At 65.6% G+C, this 18,367-nt stretch carries 15 protein-coding genes; 6 read left to right on the forward strand and 9 right to left on the reverse strand.

Going from position 1 to position 18,367, the window contains the following annotated elements; all coding sequences use genetic code 11:
- Positions 1-10 precede the first annotated feature (10 nt).
- Together prsK and AC07S4_RS04975 are read right to left on the reverse strand one after the other, a co-directional pair.
- The gene (gene prsK, locus AC07S4_RS04970; protein ID WP_494985543.1) at positions 11-2,083 is read right to left on the reverse strand and encodes an XrtA/PEP-CTERM system histidine kinase PrsK; all 2,073 of its coding nucleotides are present in this window, start codon (positions 2,081-2,083) and stop codon (positions 11-13) included.
- Positions 2,083-3,486, reverse strand: coding sequence for a TIGR03013 family XrtA/PEP-CTERM system glycosyltransferase (locus AC07S4_RS04975; protein ID WP_494985544.1), 1,404 nt, complete (start codon positions 3,484-3,486; stop codon positions 2,083-2,085). The genes prsK and AC07S4_RS04975 overlap by 1 nt, the downstream gene beginning before the upstream one ends.
- A gap of 208 nt (positions 3,487-3,694) precedes the next feature.
- Between AC07S4_RS04975 and nadB the strand changes: the two genes are divergently transcribed.
- Positions 3,695-5,308 carry an L-aspartate oxidase gene (gene nadB / locus AC07S4_RS04980; RefSeq protein WP_494985545.1) on the forward strand — a complete coding sequence of 538 codons (1,614 nt, stop codon included), beginning with the start codon at positions 3,695-3,697 and terminating at the stop codon, positions 5,306-5,308.
- A gap of 12 nt (positions 5,309-5,320) precedes the next feature.
- Here nadB and AC07S4_RS04985 read toward each other — a convergent pair whose 3' ends face one another.
- Positions 5,321-6,073 carry a substrate-binding periplasmic protein gene (locus AC07S4_RS04985; protein ID WP_494985546.1) on the reverse strand — a complete coding sequence of 251 codons (753 nt, stop codon included), beginning with the start codon at positions 6,071-6,073 and terminating at the stop codon, positions 5,321-5,323.
- 76 nt (positions 6,074-6,149) lie between these two features.
- Here AC07S4_RS04985 and AC07S4_RS04990 point away from each other — a divergent pair, with 76 nt between their 5' ends.
- Positions 6,150-6,707 carry a GNAT family N-acetyltransferase gene (locus tag AC07S4_RS04990; RefSeq protein WP_494985547.1) on the forward strand — a complete coding sequence of 186 codons (558 nt, stop codon included), beginning with the start codon at positions 6,150-6,152 and terminating at the stop codon, positions 6,705-6,707.
- A 6-nt stretch (positions 6,708-6,713) separates the two neighbouring features.
- Here AC07S4_RS04990 and AC07S4_RS04995 read toward each other — a convergent pair whose 3' ends face one another.
- Together AC07S4_RS04995 and AC07S4_RS05000 are read right to left on the reverse strand one after the other, a co-directional pair.
- Positions 6,714-7,412 carry a PEP-CTERM sorting domain-containing protein gene (locus AC07S4_RS04995; protein WP_494985548.1) on the reverse strand — a complete coding sequence of 233 codons (699 nt, stop codon included), beginning with the start codon at positions 7,410-7,412 and terminating at the stop codon, positions 6,714-6,716.
- Between the two features lie 144 nt (positions 7,413-7,556).
- Positions 7,557-9,644: a 3-hydroxyacyl-CoA dehydrogenase NAD-binding domain-containing protein gene (locus tag AC07S4_RS05000; RefSeq protein WP_494985549.1), complete on the reverse strand. Its 2,088-nt coding sequence runs from the start codon at positions 9,642-9,644 to the stop codon at positions 7,557-7,559.
- A gap of 328 nt (positions 9,645-9,972) precedes the next feature.
- Between AC07S4_RS05000 and AC07S4_RS05005 the strand changes: the two genes are divergently transcribed.
- From AC07S4_RS05005 to AC07S4_RS05020, 4 genes are read left to right on the forward strand one after another with little or no spacing between them, the layout of a single operon-like run.
- On the forward strand, positions 9,973-11,667 hold the full coding sequence (locus AC07S4_RS05005) for a methyl-accepting chemotaxis protein (RefSeq protein WP_494985616.1): 1,695 nt from the start codon (positions 9,973-9,975) through the stop codon (positions 11,665-11,667).
- A gap of 3 nt (positions 11,668-11,670) precedes the next feature.
- Complete coding sequence (locus AC07S4_RS05010) at positions 11,671-12,501, forward strand: CheR family methyltransferase (protein ID WP_494985550.1); 831 nt, start codon at positions 11,671-11,673, stop codon at positions 12,499-12,501.
- The gene (locus tag AC07S4_RS05015) at positions 12,498-13,016 is read left to right on the forward strand and encodes a chemotaxis protein CheD (RefSeq protein WP_494985551.1); all 519 of its coding nucleotides are present in this window, start codon (positions 12,498-12,500) and stop codon (positions 13,014-13,016) included. Before AC07S4_RS05010 ends, AC07S4_RS05015 begins: the two co-directional genes overlap by 4 nt.
- The gene (locus tag AC07S4_RS05020) at positions 13,003-14,646 is read left to right on the forward strand and encodes a chemotaxis protein CheW (protein ID WP_494985552.1); all 1,644 of its coding nucleotides are present in this window, start codon (positions 13,003-13,005) and stop codon (positions 14,644-14,646) included. Before AC07S4_RS05015 ends, AC07S4_RS05020 begins: the two co-directional genes overlap by 14 nt.
- On the opposite strand, the gene AC07S4_RS05025 is transcribed toward AC07S4_RS05020, so the two are convergent.
- From AC07S4_RS05025 to AC07S4_RS05040, 4 genes are read right to left on the reverse strand one after another with little or no spacing between them, the layout of a single operon-like run.
- Positions 14,643-15,350: an ABC transporter ATP-binding protein gene (locus tag AC07S4_RS05025; protein ID WP_494985553.1), complete on the reverse strand. Its 708-nt coding sequence runs from the start codon at positions 15,348-15,350 to the stop codon at positions 14,643-14,645. The genes AC07S4_RS05020 and AC07S4_RS05025 overlap by 4 nt on opposite strands.
- Positions 15,350-16,102, reverse strand: coding sequence for an ABC transporter ATP-binding protein (locus AC07S4_RS05030; RefSeq protein ID WP_494985554.1), 753 nt, complete (start codon positions 16,100-16,102; stop codon positions 15,350-15,352). Before AC07S4_RS05030 ends, AC07S4_RS05025 begins: the two co-directional genes overlap by 1 nt.
- Entirely contained in the window at positions 16,099-17,379 is a 1,281-nt protein-coding gene (locus AC07S4_RS05035; protein ID WP_494985555.1) for a branched-chain amino acid ABC transporter permease, read from the reverse strand. The genes AC07S4_RS05030 and AC07S4_RS05035 overlap by 4 nt, the downstream gene beginning before the upstream one ends.
- Positions 17,376-18,320 carry a branched-chain amino acid ABC transporter permease gene (locus tag AC07S4_RS05040; protein ID WP_494985556.1) on the reverse strand — a complete coding sequence of 315 codons (945 nt, stop codon included), beginning with the start codon at positions 18,318-18,320 and terminating at the stop codon, positions 17,376-17,378. Before AC07S4_RS05040 ends, AC07S4_RS05035 begins: the two co-directional genes overlap by 4 nt.
- Between the last annotated feature and the right edge of the window lie 47 nt (positions 18,321-18,367).

An 18,367-nucleotide genomic window follows, 5' to 3' on the forward strand; every position in this document is an offset into this window, starting at 1 on the left:
ATGATTGCGCTCAGGCGGCCGCCGCGGCGGCGGCATGCAGCGGCAGCGTGATGCGGAAGGTGGTGCCGCGCCCGCACTCGCTGCTCACCTCCAGCCGCCCGCCTATACCGGCCAGGTATTCGCGGCTCTCGAACACGCCTATGCCCATGCCTGCGGTCTTGGTGGTGTCGAAGGGTTTGAACAGGCGCTCGCGGATGAATTGCTGGCTCATGCCGGCGCCGCTGTCGGCCAGCTCCACCACGGCGCTGCCGCCGTCGCGCCGCAGCAGCAGGGTCACCGAGCCGTCCGGCGGCGTTGCTTCGATGGCGTTCAGTATCAAATGGCCCAGCACCCGCTCCAGGCGGTGCCAGTCCGCCACCACCAGCAGGCCGGGATCGCGCACCGTCAGCTCGGGCCGGGGACGCGCGGCGGCGCGCGCCTGCACCGCCTGCGCCAGCACCTGCTCCAGCGGCAAGGCCACGTGGCGCTCCGGCGTCTCGCCCCTGCTCAGCTTTTGCAGCAGCAGCGTCATCTTGCGCACCGAATGGGCCAGGGTTTCCAGCATGTCCTGCTGGAACTGCGGATTGCCCTGGTGGCGCTCGGCGTTCGCCAACAGCAAGGACAGCTGCGACACCAGGTTCTTCAGATCATGCACGATGAAGGCCGACATCCGGTTCAGCGACTCGAACTGGCGCGCCACCGCCAGCGCGTCCGACGACTCCTGGTGCGCCAGGTAGCTGGCCGCCTGGCTGCCGGCGATCTTGAGCAGGTCGCGCACTTCCCAGTTCAGCGCCATCGCCGTGCGCGGCTGGGTCAGCGCCACCAGGCCTTGCAGGCGGCCGTGCAGCATCAGCGGCACCAGCAGCCACAGCTGTGGCACGCCGTGCAGCCACAGCGGCAGTTCCAGGCCGGCGTAGCGCGCCGGCTGCGCCAGGCTTTCCGGCACGTCCAGCACCCACTGGCGCTCTTCCATGAACTGGTAGAAGGCCGTGCTGGCCGCGCCGTGCTGCGGGGCCAGGTTCCAGCTGGCTGCGGGCTCGCAGCGGCAGCCGGCCGCGTCGTCGCGCCGCAGCCACAGCGCGCCCGCCGGACTTTCCACCAGTCCCGCCAGCGCCTGCACCACCCGCAGGCCCAGGTCCGGCCCGTCCATCGACAGCGTGCGGGTGATGCGCTGCCATTCATCGCGGTAGTCAAAGCCGGTCTGGTAAAAGTGCTTGCTGACAAACACCTTGGCGTAAGCCCGCGCCGAGCCGGAAAACAGCACGCCGGCCAGCACGACGGCCGCGCCGGCCAGCCAGGCCGCCTGCATCAGCGGCCCCCAGGCGCCGCCAAAGCTGCGCAGATACCAGCCGCAGGCCGCCATGCCCAGCAGATACAGCGCGCTGCCGATCAGCGCGGCGGAACGGAACAGCATCTGGCGCGACAGCGCCAACCCCACCGTCCAGCGCGGGTTGCGCACCGCCGACACGGCCAGCAGCGGCGCCCCCAGCGCGCACACCAGGCCTCGCGCGGCCCACAGCTCGCCGCTCATGCGGCGGAACAGCAAGGCGTCGCTGTACAGATAGAAGTCGTAGGCGAACAGCAGGCCGATGCCCAGGCAGGCGAACTTGATGCTCCAGCGCTCGTGCGGCGGCGTGCCACGGTACAGCTGCTCCAGCAGCAGCAGCCCGGCGACGGCCAGCATCAGCCGGCACGCCATCGGCAAGGCGGCATCGCGCTCGGCCAGCCAGCCCAGCTCTTCGGACACCAGCGGCAGCAGCGCCAGCGCCACGGTGGCGCCCAGCAGCCAGCTGCGGCTGTGCCCGGCCCGGCCCAGCAAGGACAGCAGGAACACCAGCCAGCCCACCGTGCGGGCCGCTTCCAGCGCTTCGCTGTATTGCCCCGCCCCTTGCTCCAGCCAGCCGGCCGCATGGACCGCTGCGGCGGCAGCCCAGGCGGCGGTCAGGCCGCAGGCGGCCAGCAGCGCCGTGGAGTGGCGTCCCTGGCGCCAGCCCGGCAGCAGCAGCACCGCCAGCAGCAGAAACGCCACCGCCGTCAGCGCATGGCTGGCCCCGGCCGCAAAGGACGCGGACCAGAGTGCCAGCGGCGCGTCCGGGAACGCCATCAACGGCTCCCCTTACCCAGCAGCACCACCCGCACCGTGTCTATCAGTATCAGCAAGTCCAGGAACAGGCTGTTGTTTTTCACATAATACAAATCGTATTGCAGCTTGCGCACCGCATCGCTGACCGAGGCGCCATATTGATAGCGCACCTGCGCCAGCCCCGTGATGCCCGGCTTGATGCTGTGCCGCACGTTGTAGTACGGCACATCCTGCCCCAGCTGCTCCACGAAATAAGCCCGTTCCGGCCGGGGACCGACAAAGCTCATCTCGCCCCGGAACACGTTCAGCATCTGCGGCAGCTCGTCGATGCGCAGCTTGCGTATCCAGCGGCCCACGCGCGTGATGCGCGGATCGTCCTCGGCGGCCCAGCGCGGCTTGCCGTCGCCCTCCGCGTCGCTGCGCATGCTGCGGAACTTCAGCACCTTGAACAGCCGCCCGTCCTTGCCCACGCGCTCCTGCTGGTAAAACACCGGCCCGCCGTCCTCGGCCGCGATGCACAGCGCCGCCAGCAGCATCACCGGCAGCGCAGCCACGCAAATCGCGCCGCTGGCCGCCAGGTCGAAGGTCCGCTTCACGCTGGTGCGCAGGAAACTCTGATCAAAGCCGCCGCCAAAGATCAGATAGCTGGGCTGCAGCGTATCGATGCGGATCTGGCAGGCCTCGCGTTCGAAAAAGGCCGACGCATCCACCACCCGCACCCCGCCCAGCACGCACTCCAGCAGTTGCCGTACCGGATACGCCCCGCCGCGCCGGTCGCCCAAGGACACCACCACCTCGCCGGCCCCGTGCGCGCGGGCCAGTTCCAGCAGCGACTGCCCGCCCGGCAGCAGATCGGGCAGCAGGCAGGACGCCGCCACCTGGCGCCGCTCGCCCGCCACCGGCACGCAGCCCACGATATGAAAGCGCTGGAAGCCCCGCTTGCTGACCGCCAGTTCCATGCACTCCTGCGCCAGCGCGCCGTCGCCCAGCAGTATCAGCCGCTCGGTCATGCGCTCGGTGCGCACCGTGGAAAACAGCAGCAAGCGGGTCAGCAGCACGGCGCCGCCGCCCATCAGGAATGTCCAGCTGCCCACCTGCTCGGCGCGCAGGCCCGGCAGCGCGTGCACCAGCAGGTTGTGCAGGCAGAACGCCAGCAGCAGCGCCGGCACGATGCGCACCAGCGTCTGGCGCAGCGCGTCGCCCGGATGCAGGCGGAAGTCGGACTGGTACATGCCCAGCGTGCCCATGCTCAGCACGGTCAGCAGCGCAAACAGCAGTGCGCTCCAGTACACGCCGCCCGGGTGCGGCGCAAGCCGGGCCTCGGCCAGCGAGGCCAGCCCGGCGCTGGCCAGCAGCAGCGCGACCTCCATCAGCAGCAGGATGAAGGCCATGCGCGGCACATAATGGTTGAAGATACGGATCACGGTTCGCTCCCGCGCCCTCGGGGTGGGCAGCAGTGGTTCAGCCATGATGCCGCGCGCAATCCGCATGCGTTTTGAGGCGCAGCAAGCGCAGCGCGCAAGGAAGCCGCGCCAGATCAACATCTTGCGCGAAAATGACCGGCGCATGACAGGCCGGCGCCAAATGGTCTATAGTCTTGCTTCCTTACACAGCAATTGTGAACCGAACACCATGAAATTTGATGTTGCGATTGTCGGCAGTGGCCTGGCCGGCCTGTCGGTGGCTTTGCATCTGGCGGAAACGCGCAAAGTGGCCATTATTTCCAAACGCGAACTGCTGGACGGCGCCAGCAACTGGGCCCAGGGCGGCATTGCCGCCGTGCTGGACTCCGGCGACAGCCACGACCAGCATATCGCCGACACGCTGGTGGCCGGCGGCGGCCTGTGCGACGCCGACGCCACCCGCTTCATCGTGGAAAACGGCCGCGCCGCCATCGAATGGCTGATCGAGCAAGGCGTGCCCTTCACGCGCGACGACAAGGCCGAACTGGGCTTCCACCTGACCCGCGAAGGCGGCCACAGCCAGCGCCGCATCATCCACGCGGCCGACGCCACCGGCCACGCGGTGCAGGTCACGCTGGAACAGAAAGTGCGCGCCCACCCCAACATCAGCCTGTTCGAGCACCACTGCGCCATCGACCTGATCACCTCGGACAAGCTGGACGGCAAAGTCCCGCATGGCAACAAGCAGCCCAAGTGCCACGGCCTCTACGTGCAGGACGTGCGCACCGGCGAAGTGCACACCGTGGCCGCCGAGCACACCGTGATGGCCACCGGCGGCGCCGGCAAGGTCTACCTCTACACCACCAATCCGGACACGGCCAGCGGCGACGGCATCGCCATGGCCTGGCGCGCAGGCTGCCGCGTGTCGAATATGGAATTCATCCAGTTCCACCCAACCTGCTTGTACCACCCCTACGCCAAGTCCTTCCTGATCACGGAAGCGATACGCGGCGAAGGCGGCCTGCTCAAGCTGCCGCCCGAAGCCGGCCCGGCGGCCGGCATGCGCTTTATGCTGGTGCACGACGAGCGCGCCGAACTGGCCCCGCGCGACGTGGTGGCGCGCGCCATCGACTTTGAAATCAAGAAGCGCGGCCTGGACTATGTGCACCTGGACATCAGCCACAAACCGGCGGAATGGCTGATCGAGCACTTCCCCACCATCTACGCGCGCTGCCTGGAACTGGGCATCGACATCACCAAGGAACCCATCCCCATCGTACCGGCCGCGCACTACACCTGCGGCGGCGTGGTGACCGACCTGCACGGCCGCACCGACCTGCCCGGCCTGTACGCGGTGGGCGAAACCGCCTGCACCGGCCTGCACGGCGCCAACCGCCTGGCCTCCAACTCGCTGCTCGAATGCGTGGTGATCGGCCGCGCCTGCGCGCAGGACATCGAAAGCAAGGAACGCGTCGGCGCCCCCTACCTGCCGGACTGGGACGAAAGCCGCGTGACCGACGCCGACGAGGAAGTGGTGATCGCCCACAACTGGGACGAGCTGCGCCGCTTCATGTGGAACTACGTCGGCATCGTGCGCACCACCAAGCGCCTGGAACGGGCGCAGCACCGCATCGCCCTGCTGAAAGAGGAAATCGACGAGTACTACCGCAACTTCCGCATCACCAGCGACCTGCTGGAGCTGCGCAACCTGGTGGACGTGGCCGGCCTGATCGTCAACAGCGCGCTGCAGCGCCGCGAAAGCCGGGGCCTGCACTTCAGCCGCGACTACCCGGAAACGCTGCCGAAAGCACTGCCCAGCATCCTCACGCCCAACCGCCGCTGAAGCGGCCCGGTTTCAGGGAATGTCGACGTCGTAGCGCTGGCTGAGGCGCTTCAGCTCGCCGCTTTCGGCGAGCTGCTCGAAGGCGGCGTCGAAGCGGCTGCGGATGGCGTCGTGCGTGGCCAGCCTGGGAAAGGCGAAATAGCCGTCCTGCACCTCGATCACCTGCGGCAGCGCCACCACCTGCCCGCCCAGCTTGAGCGCCGCCAGCACCGGCTCGGTGTTGCGGCGGTTGCTGGCGAACAGCGCCACATGCTTGTGGGTCAGCATCAGCAACCCGTTTTCCACATTGTTCGCCACGCTCACGCGCAGGCGCGGCCGGGCCGCGTCAAAGCCGGGACCGTAGGCCCAGCCATTCATCACCACGATGGCTTTGCCGTCCAGCGCCGCGTAATCGCCCTGCCAGCCGGCCGCCGTGCCCGCCAGCGTATAGAACACCATATCGTCGCGGTAGAACGCCGCCCGCGAAAACGCCATGCGCTCCAGTCTTTCCGGCGATTTGTAGGGTCCCACCAGGATGTCGGCCAGCCCCTGCGCCACCATGGCCTGCGCGCGCGCCCAGGGATAGATGGCGAAACGCACGGTGTCCTTGTTGCGCCGCGCCACCATGCGCACGATGTCCGGCCCCATGCCGGTGAATTCCCCGTCGGGCCGGCGCTCGAACACCCGCTCGAAATGCGCTCCCACCACCAGCAGCTCACGCGATGCCGCGCCGCCGCACAAGCAAGCGAACAGCAGGGCCAGGGCAAGCCGGGGAAGTTTCAGCACGGAATCTCCTAGAGTATGTGGCTATCATACCTAGCGGCGTAGACTAGTCAAAAGAATTGCTTTACCGTATGGCCATATGACGACATCAGAGACGCACAACACGCTACTGCGCGCCGCCCGCATGGACGACGTGCCGCGCATGGAGGACTTGATCGCCCGTTCCGGCATCGAGCTGAGCGCAGGTTTCTACACGCCCGAGCAGGCGCAGGCGGTGACCAGATATGTGTTCGGGGTGGATACGCAGCTGATCGAGGACGGCACCTACTTCCTCGTCGAGCGCGGCGGCGAATTGCTGGCCTGCGGCGGCTGGAGCAAGCGCGCCACGCTGTTCGGCGCCGACCGCACCAAGACCGGGCCGGACCGGCTGCTGGCCCCGGCGCTGGAAGCGGCACGCATCCGCGCCTTCTTCGTGGCGCCGCCGGCCGCCCGCCAAGGGCTGGGGCGCATGCTGATGGAACACTGCCAGCGCGAGGCCGCGGCAGCTGGCTTCACGACGCTGGAGCTGGCGGCCACCATGCCCGGCGTGCCGCTCTACCTGGCCAGCGGCTTTGACGTGGTCGAACCGATCGAGATTGCGCTACCGGGCGGCGTCAGCGTGCCGCTGGCGCGCATGCGCAAGCGACTGGCGGAATAAACAAGCTCAACAGGCTGCGTAGCCACTGCGGCGGCGCGCCGCGCAAGCCATCATCGCCAGCCCGGACATGAAGAGCGCCGCGGACGCCGGTTCCGGCACCTCAAACAAGGCAGCGCGCACCAGGCGCTGTGGCGGCAACGCTTCCATAAAACTGTCCATATACTCCACGCGCAAGCCGGTAGGATTGCCGGTCAACTGCGCGTAGTTGGTGACAATGAATTCCAGCACGTTCACGCCGCCGTTAAAGCCGTCGTCGGCTCCAAAACTGCTCCAGCGCGTGAAATCCGTACCGGTGGCCAGCAGCTTGCCGTTCAGGAACACTTGCGCCGCGTTGTCCGCGCTGAAACGGCCATTGAAGCGTGCCGTGTCGGCCTGGTAGCCGTTCATGTCAAAGCTGAGACTATATCGGTAGACGCCGACGCCCGCGCCGTCGAATGTGGTCTGGCCGTCCAGTTCCGGCGTAATCCACTTGGACTCCGCCGAATTCGTCAACCAGGGCATATGCCCGACCGCGTCGTCCTGCGCCACATAGCCGTAGGCGTGGGACAAGCGGGTTGCCCCCTGCTCGACGGTCAATTCATAGCGCGTATCGATGGCGCCGGAGCCGGCGCTGCCGGTGTTGACCAGGAAACTCATGGGCACGGCATGGGCGCTGCCCATGGCGGCACAGGCAAGCAAGGCGGCAAAGCAGGCGTACCGGTTCATGTGTATCTCCCGCGGCAGGTAGCAAGTTACTACTGTTGAGCTCGTATTAAGCTTGCGGGAAGATTATCCCAGCCATAAAAAAAGCGGCGCTCGATTGGCGCCGCCATTGCTGTGCGTGATATCCAGCCACCAGGGCCGGACTGCTTAACCGTTGAAGCCCTTGCCCTCGGCGGCCAGTTTTACCAGCAGCGGCGCGGGTTTCCAGGCCTCGCCGTGGCGGCCGCGCGACAGTCGTTCTATGGTGCCCAGCACATTGGGCAAGCCCACCGTGTCGGCGTAGAACATCGGGCCGCCGCGGTGCAGCGGGAAGCCGTAACCGGTCAGGTAGACCATGTCGATGTCCGAAGCGCGCATCGCGATGCCCTCTTCCAGGATCTGCGCGCCTTCGTTCACCAGCGCGTACACCAGGCGCTCGACGATTTCCTGGTCGCTGATCTTGCGGCGCACCACGCCGATATCCTCCGAATGCTTGACGATCATGGCGTTGACTTCCTCGTTCGGGTAAGCCTTGCGGTCGCCCGCCTTGTAGTCATACCAGCCGCCGCCGGTCTTCTGGCCGTAGCGGCCCATTTCGCACAGCAGGTCGGCGGTCTTCGAATAGGTGATTTCCGGCGATTCCACGTAGCGGCGCTTGCGGATATACCAGCCGATGTCGTTGCCGGCCAGGTCGCCCATGCGGAACGGCCCCATGGCGAAGCCGAACTTCTCCACCGCCTTGTCCACCTGCTCCGGCAGGCAGCCCTCTTCCAGCAGGAAGCCGGCCTGGCGGCTGTACTGTTCTATCATGCGGTTGCCGATAAAGCCGTCGCATACGCCGGACACCACACCGGTTTTCTTCAGCTTTTTCGACAGCGCCAGCGTGGTGGCCAGCACGTCCTTGCCGGTTTCCTTGCCGCGCACGATTTCCAGCAGCTTCATCACATTGGCCGGGCTGAAGAAGTGCGTGCCGATCACGTCCTGCGGACGCTTGGTGAAGGCGGCGATCTTGTCCACATCCAAGGTCGACGTGTTGGACGCCAGGATGGCGCCCTGCTTCATCACCTCGTCCAGTTTGCGGAACACGGTTTCCTTCACACCCATGTCCTCGAACACGGCTTCCACCACGATGTCGGCGTCGCCGATTTCCTCGTAGTTCATGGTGCCGGTGATCAGGGCCACGCGCTGGTCGAACTTCTCCTGCGTCAGCTTGCCCTTCTTCAGCGTGTTCTCGTAGTTCTTGCGGATGGTGGCCAGGCCCTTCTCCAGCGCCTCGGCCTTCATCTCCAGGATGGTGACCGGGATGCCGGCGTTGGCGAAGTTCATGGCAATGCCGCCGCCCATAGTGCCGGCGCCGATCACGGCCGCCTTCTTGATGGCGCGGGTGGGCGTGTCCGCCGGCACGTCCGGCACTTTGCTGGCCTGGCGCTCGCTGAAGAAGGCATGGCGCAGCGATTTCGATTCGGTGGTCTGTATCAGCGACAGGAAGCGCTCGCGCTCGAACTTCAGGCCGTCCTCGAACTTCATGGTCACGGACGCGGCCACGCACTCCACGCACTCCAGCGGCGCCGGGAACGGGCCGGACATGGCTTTGACGGTGTTGCGGGAGAATTGCAGGAAGGCCTCGTGGTTCGGGTAGTCCACCTTGCGCTCGCGCACTTTCGGCAGCGGACGCGCAGCGGCGACTTTATTGGCGAAGGCGATGGCCGATTCCAGCAGATTGGCATCGGGGGCGAACACTTCGTCGAAGATGGCGGTCTTGGCCAGCTTTTCGGACGCCACCGGGGTGCCGGACACGATCATGTTCAGTGCCATTTCCAGGCCCAGCACGCGCGGCAGGCGCTGCGTGCCGCCGGCGCCGGGCAGCAGGCCCAGTTTCACTTCCGGCAAGGCGATCTGCGCGCCCGGCATGGCCACGCGGTAGTTGCAGCCCAGCGCCAGTTCCAGCCCGCCGCCCATGCAGACGGTGTGGATCGCCGCCACCACCGGCTTGGTCGACTCCTCCACCGTGCGGATCAGCGAATGCAAGCTCGGCTCAGCCAGCGCTTTCGGCGAATTGAATTCCTTGATGTCCGCGCCGCCGGAGAAAGCCTTGCCGGCGCCGGTGATAACAATGGCTTGCACCGCGTCGTCCGCCAGCGCCTGCTGCATGCCCTGCACCGCAGCGCTGCGGGTGGCGTGGCCCAGGCCGTTGACCGGCGGATTGTTCAGCGTGATAACGGCTACGGAACCGTGAACTTGGTATTCGGCACTCATGTCTCTTCCTTCTTGTCAGTGTAAATGTCAGTGAGGGTCGGCTGCAAACCTCACTATACCTCAAAAAAACGAACGATCGTGTTATTTTCTGACAGGTGCGCAAGGGCAGGCGCGCCAGCCATAGCAACTTGCAAATCGTTTCGCATGAAACAGACACCGCTATTGAGAATTCTCAATGCACCGCTTGCGTTTATGGATTACCGGGAAAATAATGGGAGTGATTATATTGATGCGTCACTTCATTATAAATTCTCACCAAATATAACACTCCGCCTTTGTTTATTTCTATTTTACCAATACGACTGACATTTAAGGAAACGCCATGGATATGAATGCCCCCAGCCAGATCCAGGATCAAGAACTGGACTTGCAAGCAATCAATACGGCGCTGAACCGGGTGCAAGCCGTGATCGAATTCGATCTCGAAGGCAATATCCTGCACGCGAACGACAACTTCCTGCGCACGCTAGGGTATACGCTGGACGAAGTGCAAGGCAAGCACCATTCCATGTTCTGCGAACCGGAGTATGTGAAAACGGCCGAGTACCGCAACTTCTGGCTGCGCCTGGCCAATGGGGAATTCGAGCAGGCCGACTACAAGCGCCTGGGCAAAGGCGGCCGTGAAATCTGGATCAGCGCCTCCTACAACCCCATCCTGGACGGCAGCGGCAAGCCCTACAAGGTGATCAAGTTCGCCACCGACATCACCGCCGCGCGCCAGCGCAGCACCGAATGCGAAAGCAAGGTTACCGCCATAGGCAAGGCCCAGGCGGTGATCGAATTCGATACCGACGGTTGCGTTTTGGAGGCTAACGAAAACTTCCTGAAAGTAATGGGCTACACGCTGGAGGATATAAAAGGCGAGCATCACCGCATGTTTTGCGAACCTGACTACACCAATAGCCTGGAATACAAGAAATTCTGGCAAAAGTTAAATCGGGGTGAATTCGACTGCGGCCGCTATAAACGAATTGGCAATAATGGCAAAACAATATGGATTCAGGCCACTTATAATCCGATACTCGATTTGAATGGCAAGCCTTATAAGATCGTAAAATTCGCCATCGACATCACCGAGCAAGTGGAACTGGAGCACAGCACCAAACTCAAGGCGGAATCCGACGGCCGCAAGGTGGAGCTGCTGCTGACCTCGGTGGCAAAGGCCGCGCAGGGCGACCTGAGCTGCAACGTGGTGGCCGAGGGCGATGAACCACTGGATGAACTCGGCCGCGGCATCGGCAAGATGATTACCGACCTGCGCGGCGTGATCGGCAACGTGGTCACCTCCGCCGGCGGCTTCGCCGAGGCATCGCGGACCATCGCCGAGCGTTCCAGCGGCGTGGCCACCGGCACCCAGGCGCTGGGCGCCACCGTCGAGCAGATGAACGCGTCCATCGACGGCCTGACCAACTCCATCAACTCCATCGCCCAGAACACCAGCAACGCCGACAACCTGGCCAAGGCCACCCAGCAGGAAGCCGAGGCCGGCGCCAAGGCCGTCGCCAAATCGATCGAGGCGATGGAGCTGATCAACCGTTCCTCGGAAGACATCGGCGAGATCGTCAAGGTCATCAGCGAGATCGCCAACCAGACCAATATGCTGGCCTTCAACGCCGCCATCGAAGCGGCGCGCGCCGGCGAGCACGGGCTGGGCTTCTCGGTGGTGGCGGACGAAGTGCGCAAGCTGGCCGAGCGCTCCTCCCAGGCCACCAAGGAAATTTCCAAGCTGATCAACGAATCGGTCAAGCGCGTCACCGCCGGCAGCGAAATCTCGCGCCAGGCCAGCGACGCCTTCGACAAGATCGTCAACGGTGTCTCCCGCACCACGCTGGCCATCTCGGACATCGCCATGTCGGCCAACGAGCAGCTGCTCACGGCCAAGGAAGTGAGCACCGCCATCCAGTACATCGCCGAGGAGACGGAAAAGTCGGCCGCCAACTGCGACAGCATCGCCCGCTCGACGGACAGCCTGAACCAGAGCGCCACCGACCTCAACAAGATCGTTTCGGGCTTCGTGGTGTAAGCCATGGGCAGCGTCGCGGAACTCAACCCGGCCACGCTGGCGGCGCTGATCGCGCTGGTGCGCAAGCACACCGGCATCGCCATGAACGAGCGCAAGAGCGTGCTGCTGGAACGCCGCCTGCGCCCGCGCATGGACGCGCTGGCGCTGGGCAGCTACCAGGCCTATATGGACCGGGTGGAGAGCGACCGCAGCGAGGTGCCGCATTTTATCGACCTGGTCACCACCAACGACACGCAATTTTTCCGCACGCCGCAGATCTGGGACTATGTCGCCCGGCGCTTCCTGCCCGAGTGGCAGCGCAGCCATCCCGGCGCCTGCCTGAACATCTGGTCGGCCGCCTCTGCCAGCGGCGAAGAGCTGTATTCGGCCGCCATGGTGTGCGAGGAATTCAAGCTCCAGCATGGCGCGCTGCCCTACCGCATCCTGGCCACCGACATCTCGCAGCAGATGCTGGACCTGGCCGCCGCCGGCAGCTACGCCGGGCGCTCGGTGGAAAGGCTGCGCGCCGCCCACCCGGCGCTGGCGGCGCGCTACTTTGTGGCCGACGGCGCCGGCATGCGCGTCAAGGACGAGCTGAAGCGCAACGTCGGCTTTGCGCGCCACAACCTGCTGCAGCCGCTGCGCCCAGCCCAGCAGTTCGACCTGATCCTGCTGCGCAACGTGCTGATCTACTTCGACGCCGAGCACCAGCAGGCCGTGATCGACTGCGCCCGACCCAGCATGAAGCCGCACGCCCGCCTCATCCTGGGCGAATCCGAGAGCATCCAGCGCCTCGCGTCCGAGTACAGCTTCGAAGCGCCCATGATTTACGCACTGCGCGAGAGCCAGCCATGAACAGCGCAGCCTTGGACGACAAGCTGCTCCGGGTCGGCATCGGCCAGCTGAAAGTGGCCGGGCGCAGCGGCCAGTTGCAGGCCGTGCTTGGCTCCTGCATCGGCATCGCCTTCATCTGGGAGAAAGGCGGCCGCTGCGGCCTGGCCCACTGCCTGCTGCCCGAGCCGCGCGACGCCTGCGAAGCGGCCAGTTGCCCGCTGCAGGCCAGCGCCCGCTACGTCAGCCAGGCCGTGCCCTCGCTGCTGCGCCTGATGGGCGCGCGCGAGGCCGACTATCCCGACATTACCGTGGTGCTGGCCGGCGGCGCCAGCATGTTCAGCTCCAAGCGCCTCTGTGTGGGCCAGGACAACGCCGCCGCCGCGCGCAAATACCTGGGCGAGTTCGGCCTGAACGTGCGCTACTGCGAACTGGGCGGCAAATACGGCCGCCAGCTGTCGATCGATTGCGCTCGGCAAAGCTACAGCATCAAGGAAATCACCCCATCCCGGCAGGAAGCCATCCATGAACACCATTGAAAATCTCAGCATTCCCCTGCCCGGCCCGCGCGCGGAAGACAGCCCCATGAACGAACTGGCCAGCGCCGCCGCCAATGCCGCCGCCGTGGCCGCCTCCGCCGTCAAGGCCGCGTCCGCATCCGCAGCCGCCACCGAGCTCTACGGTTCCTTCTTCCTGGGGCCGGACGAATTCGCCCTGCCCGCCGTCTGCATCCGCGAAGTGGTCAACCTGCCGGCCAAGATCACCGCCCTGCCGCTGTCGCCCGCCCACCTGGAAGGCATGTTCACGCTGCGCGGCACAGTCATTCCCATCGTCAACCTCGCGCGCCTGTTCAACCCGGCTGCCGGTCCTGCCGTGCCGGGCAACAAGGTGGCCATCATCGAGCACCAGGACGTGCTGGTGGGCATGCTGTTCGACGACACCGGCGAAATCCTGCGCGTGCGGCCGGAGCAGCGCAGCGTGCTGCAATACCCGCCCGGCGCCACGCCCGGCGTCATTGCCGGCGCCATCCTGCTGGACCAGGGCAACCGCCTGCTGCAGGTGCTGGACGCCAACCAGCTGATCCGCATTGAAAACGTGCCGCAAGTGCTGTCGCTGCGCGCCAGCGGCCAGCAGCGGCTGCAGCGCGCCCAGGCCCAGGGCGAGCGCCGCCGCTGCGTGAGCTTCCGCTCGGCCGGCACCAGCTTCGCCTTCGAAATGGCGGCCATCCAGGAAATCGTGCGGGTGCCCGAGCTGCAGCCGTCCGTGCTGGTTGGCAAACTGTGCCTGGGCCGCATGAATTTCCGCGGCAGCCCGGTGGCCGTGGTCGATTTCACCGCGCTGCTGAGCGCCGGCGCGTCCGCCCGCCCGGTGGACGCCGCCGATGCGGACCAGCGCGTGATGGTGGCCCGCATCGGCGACGCCACCATCGCCTTCCTGGTCGACTCGGTCGACAGCATCATCCATTTCTATAACGACGACGTGCTGCCCATCCCGTTGCTCAGCAAGGCGCGCGCCGGCATGTTCGGCGGCTGCATCTCCCGGCCCGAACAGGGCGACGTGATTCTGCTCGACCACGCCGGCATTTTCTCGCACAAGGAAATCGCCGACATGCGCCAGGGCCACGCCAATCTGTACCCGCTGGATGGCCAGCAGGCGGCAGGCGCGGCCAAGGACGGCCGCCACGGCGCACGCAAGGTCTACCTCACCTTCCGCATGGAGCAGGCTTTCGCGGTCGAAATCAAGCAGGTGCGCGAGATCATCAACTTCTCCGGCAACATCACCCGCCCGCCCGGCACGCCCCACTATATGCGCGGCGTGCTCAATCTGCGCCAGATGATGGTCAGCGTGATCGACATGCGCAGCCTGTACGGCATGCCGGAGCGGGAGCCGGGCGAACTGTCTCGCATCCTGATTATCGAGCGCGGCGAAGAACGCTACGGCCTGCTGGTGGACGGCGTGGAAGACATCATTACGGTATTGGACAGCCAGCGCTACGCCGCCCCGCGCCTGATGCGCAACCAGTCCGCCGGCGCAGGCATGCAAAGCGAAGCCGCCGAAGTCATCGACATGGAGAAAGAAGACGGCAACCGCCAGTCCTTCAGCGTATTTGACTGCGGCAGCCTGATCGACAAGCTGGCGCACCTGCTGCCGCCGCAAACCCAGCCTTAAACTTCCAGCCACTCCTTGCGCACCGCGGCGTCGGCGCGCAAGGCGGCCGGCGTGCCCTCGAACACGATGGCGCCGTGACCCATCACATAGACGCGCTGCGAAATCTCCATCGCAATCGCCAGCTTCTGCTCCACCAGCAGCACAGAAATGCCGCGCTCGCGCAGCGCCGTCAGGTAATCCGCCACCAGCGCCACGATCTTGGGCGCCAGCCCCTCGGTGGGCTCGTCTATCATGATCAGGTCCGGATCGCCCATCAGCGTGCGGCACAGCGTCAGCATCTGCTGCTCGCCGCCGGACAGCACGCCCGCCGCCACCGCGCGCCGCTCCTGCAGGCGCGGGAACATGCGGTACATATCGTCCAGGCTCCAGCGTCCCTGCGTGCCCGCCTTCTTCTGTCCCAGCACCAGGTTTTGCTCCACGGTCAGCGTGGGAAACACGTCGCGGTTCTCGGGCACATAGCCCAGGCCCTGGTGCGCGATCTGGTAAGCCTTCAGCCCCAGGATCTCGCGCCCCTTCAGCTTGACCGTGCCGGTGGCGCTGACCTGGCCCATGGCCGCCTTCACCAGCGTCGAACGGCCCGCGCCGTTGCGGCCCAGCAGGCTGACGATCTCACCCGGCTCCACGTGCAGGTCCACGCCATGCAGCACATGGCTTTTGCCGTAATAGGCGTGCAGATTGCGGATGTCCAGCATGCGTTCCCCCATTATGCCGCCTCCTCGTGGCCGCCCAGATAGGCCGCCTGCACGGCGGCGTTGCCCCGTATCCGGTCCGGCGTGTCGCAGGCGATCACTTCGCCATACACCAGCACGGCGATCTTGTCGGCCAGGCCGAACACCACGCTCATGTCATGCTCCACCATCACCAGCGTCTTGCCGACGGTGACCTTGCGGATCAGCTCCACCGCCGCATCCGACTCCGAGCGGCTCATGCCCGCCGTTGGCTCGTCCAGCAGGATCACGTCCGCGCCGCCCGCGATGGTGATGCCGATTTCCAGCGCGCGCTGCTCGGCGTAAGTCAGCACGCCGGCGGCCACGTGGCGCTGGCGCTGCAGGCCGATCTCCTCCAGCACCTGCTCGGCCCGCTCATGCGCGTCGCGCAGCCTGGCAAGCCGGTGCCAGAAGGAGTACTTGTAGCCCAGCGACCACAGCACGGCGCAGCGCAGGTTCTCGTACACCGACAGGTTGACGAACAGATTGCTGATCTGGAAGCTGCGCGACAAGCCCAGCCGGTTGATCTGGTAGGGCTTGAGGCCGCTGATGCGCTGGCCGTTCAGCCGGATCTCGCCGCTGCTGAGCGGGAAGCGTCCGGAAATCAGATTGAACAGCGTGGACTTGCCCGCGCCGTTCGGCCCTATCACCGCGCAGCGCTCGCCCTGTTCTATGCCCAGGGTGGCGCCCCGTATGATCTCGGATTTGCCGAAGCTCTTGCGCACGTCCACCAATTCCAATGCCTTCATCGCGCGCTCCTGGTCTGCACTGCAATCTCCGCGCAGGAAGCACCCCACGCGTCCGCGAACACCGGCTGCGCCTTGCGCCACGCCACGACGCTGGCCAGCAGCAGGCCGCCCGCCAGCGTCCACGGCAGCGCCGAGCGCGTATCGACCGCCATGCCGAAAAGCTGCTTCACGCTGCCGTTGGCCGCTTCCAGCGTCAGGTGGTACAGCATCTCCACGCCGGCGACAAAACCGATCAGCCCCGGCAGCACCGCCAGGCACACCCAGCCCAGCGGCTTGCCGATGCGGCCAAAGTGGCCGAACCTCGCCGCCCGCAGCAACAGCATGATAAGGCTGCCCATGCCGCCCGGCGCGTAGCGCACCAGCAGCACAAAGAACAAGCCCAGGTACAGCTGCCAGGCCGGCGTGTAGTCGGACAGCAGCACCGAGAACAGGATGCCGACGATGGCGCCCAGCAGCGGCCCGAAGAAGAAGCCTATGCCGCCGATGAAAGTGAACAGCAATATGCTGCCGGAGCGGATAGCGCTGACGTTCTCCGCGCTGACGATCTCGAAATTGATCGCCGACAGCCCGCCCGCAACGCCGGCGAAGAAGGACGACAGTATCACCACCAGGTAGCGCACCCACTGCGTGTCGTAGCCGATGAACTCCACCCGCTCGGGATTGTCCCGCACGGCGTTGATGATGCGGCCCAGCGGCGTCTGCGTGTAGGCGTACACGGCGGCGGTGCAGACAAACAGCCAGAACGCGATCAGGTAGTACACCTGGATCTGCGGCCCGTAAGTAATGCCCAGCACCGCGCCGCCGATCACGCGGTTGGTGGTCACGCCGCCTTCGCCGCCGAAGAAGCCGGGGAACATCAGCGAACTGGCGAAGACCAGCTCCACCAGCCCCAGCGTAATCATGGCGAAGGTGGTGCCCGCCTTGCGCGTGGTGACGTAGCCGAACAGCAGGCCGAAGCCCAGCCCGGCCACACCGCCCACCAGCGGAATCAGGCTGGTGGGGATGGGCAGCTGGCCCGCGCCCGCCATATTCATGGCATGGATGGCGAAGAACGCTCCCAGGCCGGAATACACCGCGTGGCCGAAGGACAGCATGCCTCCCTGCCCCAGCAGCATGTTGTAGGACAGGCCGAAGATCATGACGGTGCCCATCTGCGACAGCAGCGTCAGCCCGCCGCCCTTGCTGAACACCAGCGGCGCCGCCAGCAAGATGAGGGCGTAGCCGCCCCACAGCAGCCAGCGCCCCAGATTGAGCGGGGTGTAGCGTAGTTCTTTCATTCGCGGGTCCCCATCAAGCCCTTAGGGCGGAAAATCAGGATCAGCACCAGCAGCAGATACGGCAGGATGGCCGAGCTCTGCGCAATGGTGACGTTCAGCAGCGCGTAGGCGGGCGTGGCCGGCGTAATGGCCACGCCTAGCTTGCCCAGCAGATGCGCCAGCGAATAATCCAGCGCCACCGCCGTGGTCTGCATAATGCCGATCAGCAGCGACGCGGCAAAGGCGCCGGCCAGCGAGCCCATGCCGCCCACCACCACCACCACGAAGATAATGCTGCCCACGGTGGCCGCCATGGCGGGCTCGGTGACGAAGGCGTTGCCGCCGATAACCCCGGCCAGCCCCGCCAGCGCGCAGCCGCCGCCGAACACCCACATAAAGATGCGCGGCACGTTGTGGCCCAGTGCCTCGGCCGCCTCCGGATGCGTGAGCGCGGCCTGGATCACGAGGCCGACGCGGGTGCGGGTCAGCACCAGCCAGATCGCGCCCAGCATGGCCAGCGCCACCAGCATCATGAAGGCGCGGTAGGCCGGGAAGCTGGTGGAGAACAGCGTGAACAGCGGGCCGTCCAGCTGCTTGGGGATGGCGTATTGCACCGCCGCGCGGCCCCAGACCAGCTGCACCAGTTCCACGATCAGGAAGGACAGGCCGAAAGTGAACAGCAGCTCGGGGATATGGCCGAATTTGTGCAGCGGCCGCAAGCCGTAGCGCTCCACCAGCGCGCCCAGCAGGCCCACTGCAACGGGCGCCAGCACCAGCGCGGGCCAGAAGCCGACCACGCTGCTGATGGTGTAGGCAATATAGGCCCCCAGCATATAAAAGGACGCATGCGCAAAGTTCAGCACACCCATCATGCTGAAGATCAGCGTCAGGCCGGACGACAGCATGAACAGCAGCAGTCCATAACTGATGCCGTTAAGCATAGTAAATAAAGTAAATTCCATGGGAACTCCGATGATGCGGATGCAAAGGCAAGCAGCCTGAGCCGCAT

Source organism: Pseudoduganella sp. GW821-FHT05F09, from assembly GCF_059419605.1.

Coding starts and splice junctions, on each gene's coding strand:
- AC07S4_RS05030 (WP_494985554.1), bottom strand. CDS start 16,102: ATGAAGGCATTGGAATTGGTGGACGTGCGCAAGAGCTTCGGCAAATCC.
- AC07S4_RS04990 (WP_494985547.1), top strand. CDS start 6,150: ATGACGACATCAGAGACGCACAACACGCTACTGCGCGCCGCCCGCATG.
- AC07S4_RS05015 (WP_494985551.1), top strand. CDS start 12,498: ATGAACAGCGCAGCCTTGGACGACAAGCTGCTCCGGGTCGGCATCGGC.
- AC07S4_RS05025 (WP_494985553.1), bottom strand. CDS start 15,350: ATGGGGGAACGCATGCTGGACATCCGCAATCTGCACGCCTATTACGGC.
- prsK (WP_494985543.1), bottom strand. CDS start 2,083: ATGGCGTTCCCGGACGCGCCGCTGGCACTCTGGTCCGCGTCCTTTGCG.
- AC07S4_RS05000 (WP_494985549.1), bottom strand. CDS start 9,644: ATGAGTGCCGAATACCAAGTTCACGGTTCCGTAGCCGTTATCACGCTG.
- AC07S4_RS05010 (WP_494985550.1), top strand. CDS start 11,671: ATGGGCAGCGTCGCGGAACTCAACCCGGCCACGCTGGCGGCGCTGATC.
- AC07S4_RS05020 (WP_494985552.1), top strand. CDS start 13,003: ATGAACACCATTGAAAATCTCAGCATTCCCCTGCCCGGCCCGCGCGCG.
- AC07S4_RS04995 (WP_494985548.1), bottom strand. CDS start 7,412: ATGAACCGGTACGCCTGCTTTGCCGCCTTGCTTGCCTGTGCCGCCATG.
- AC07S4_RS05005 (WP_494985616.1), top strand. CDS start 9,973: ATGAATGCCCCCAGCCAGATCCAGGATCAAGAACTGGACTTGCAAGCA.
- AC07S4_RS05035 (WP_494985555.1), bottom strand. CDS start 17,379: ATGAAAGAACTACGCTACACCCCGCTCAATCTGGGGCGCTGGCTGCTG.
- nadB (WP_494985545.1), top strand. CDS start 3,695: ATGAAATTTGATGTTGCGATTGTCGGCAGTGGCCTGGCCGGCCTGTCG.
- AC07S4_RS05040 (WP_494985556.1), bottom strand. CDS start 18,320: ATGGAATTTACTTTATTTACTATGCTTAACGGCATCAGTTATGGACTG.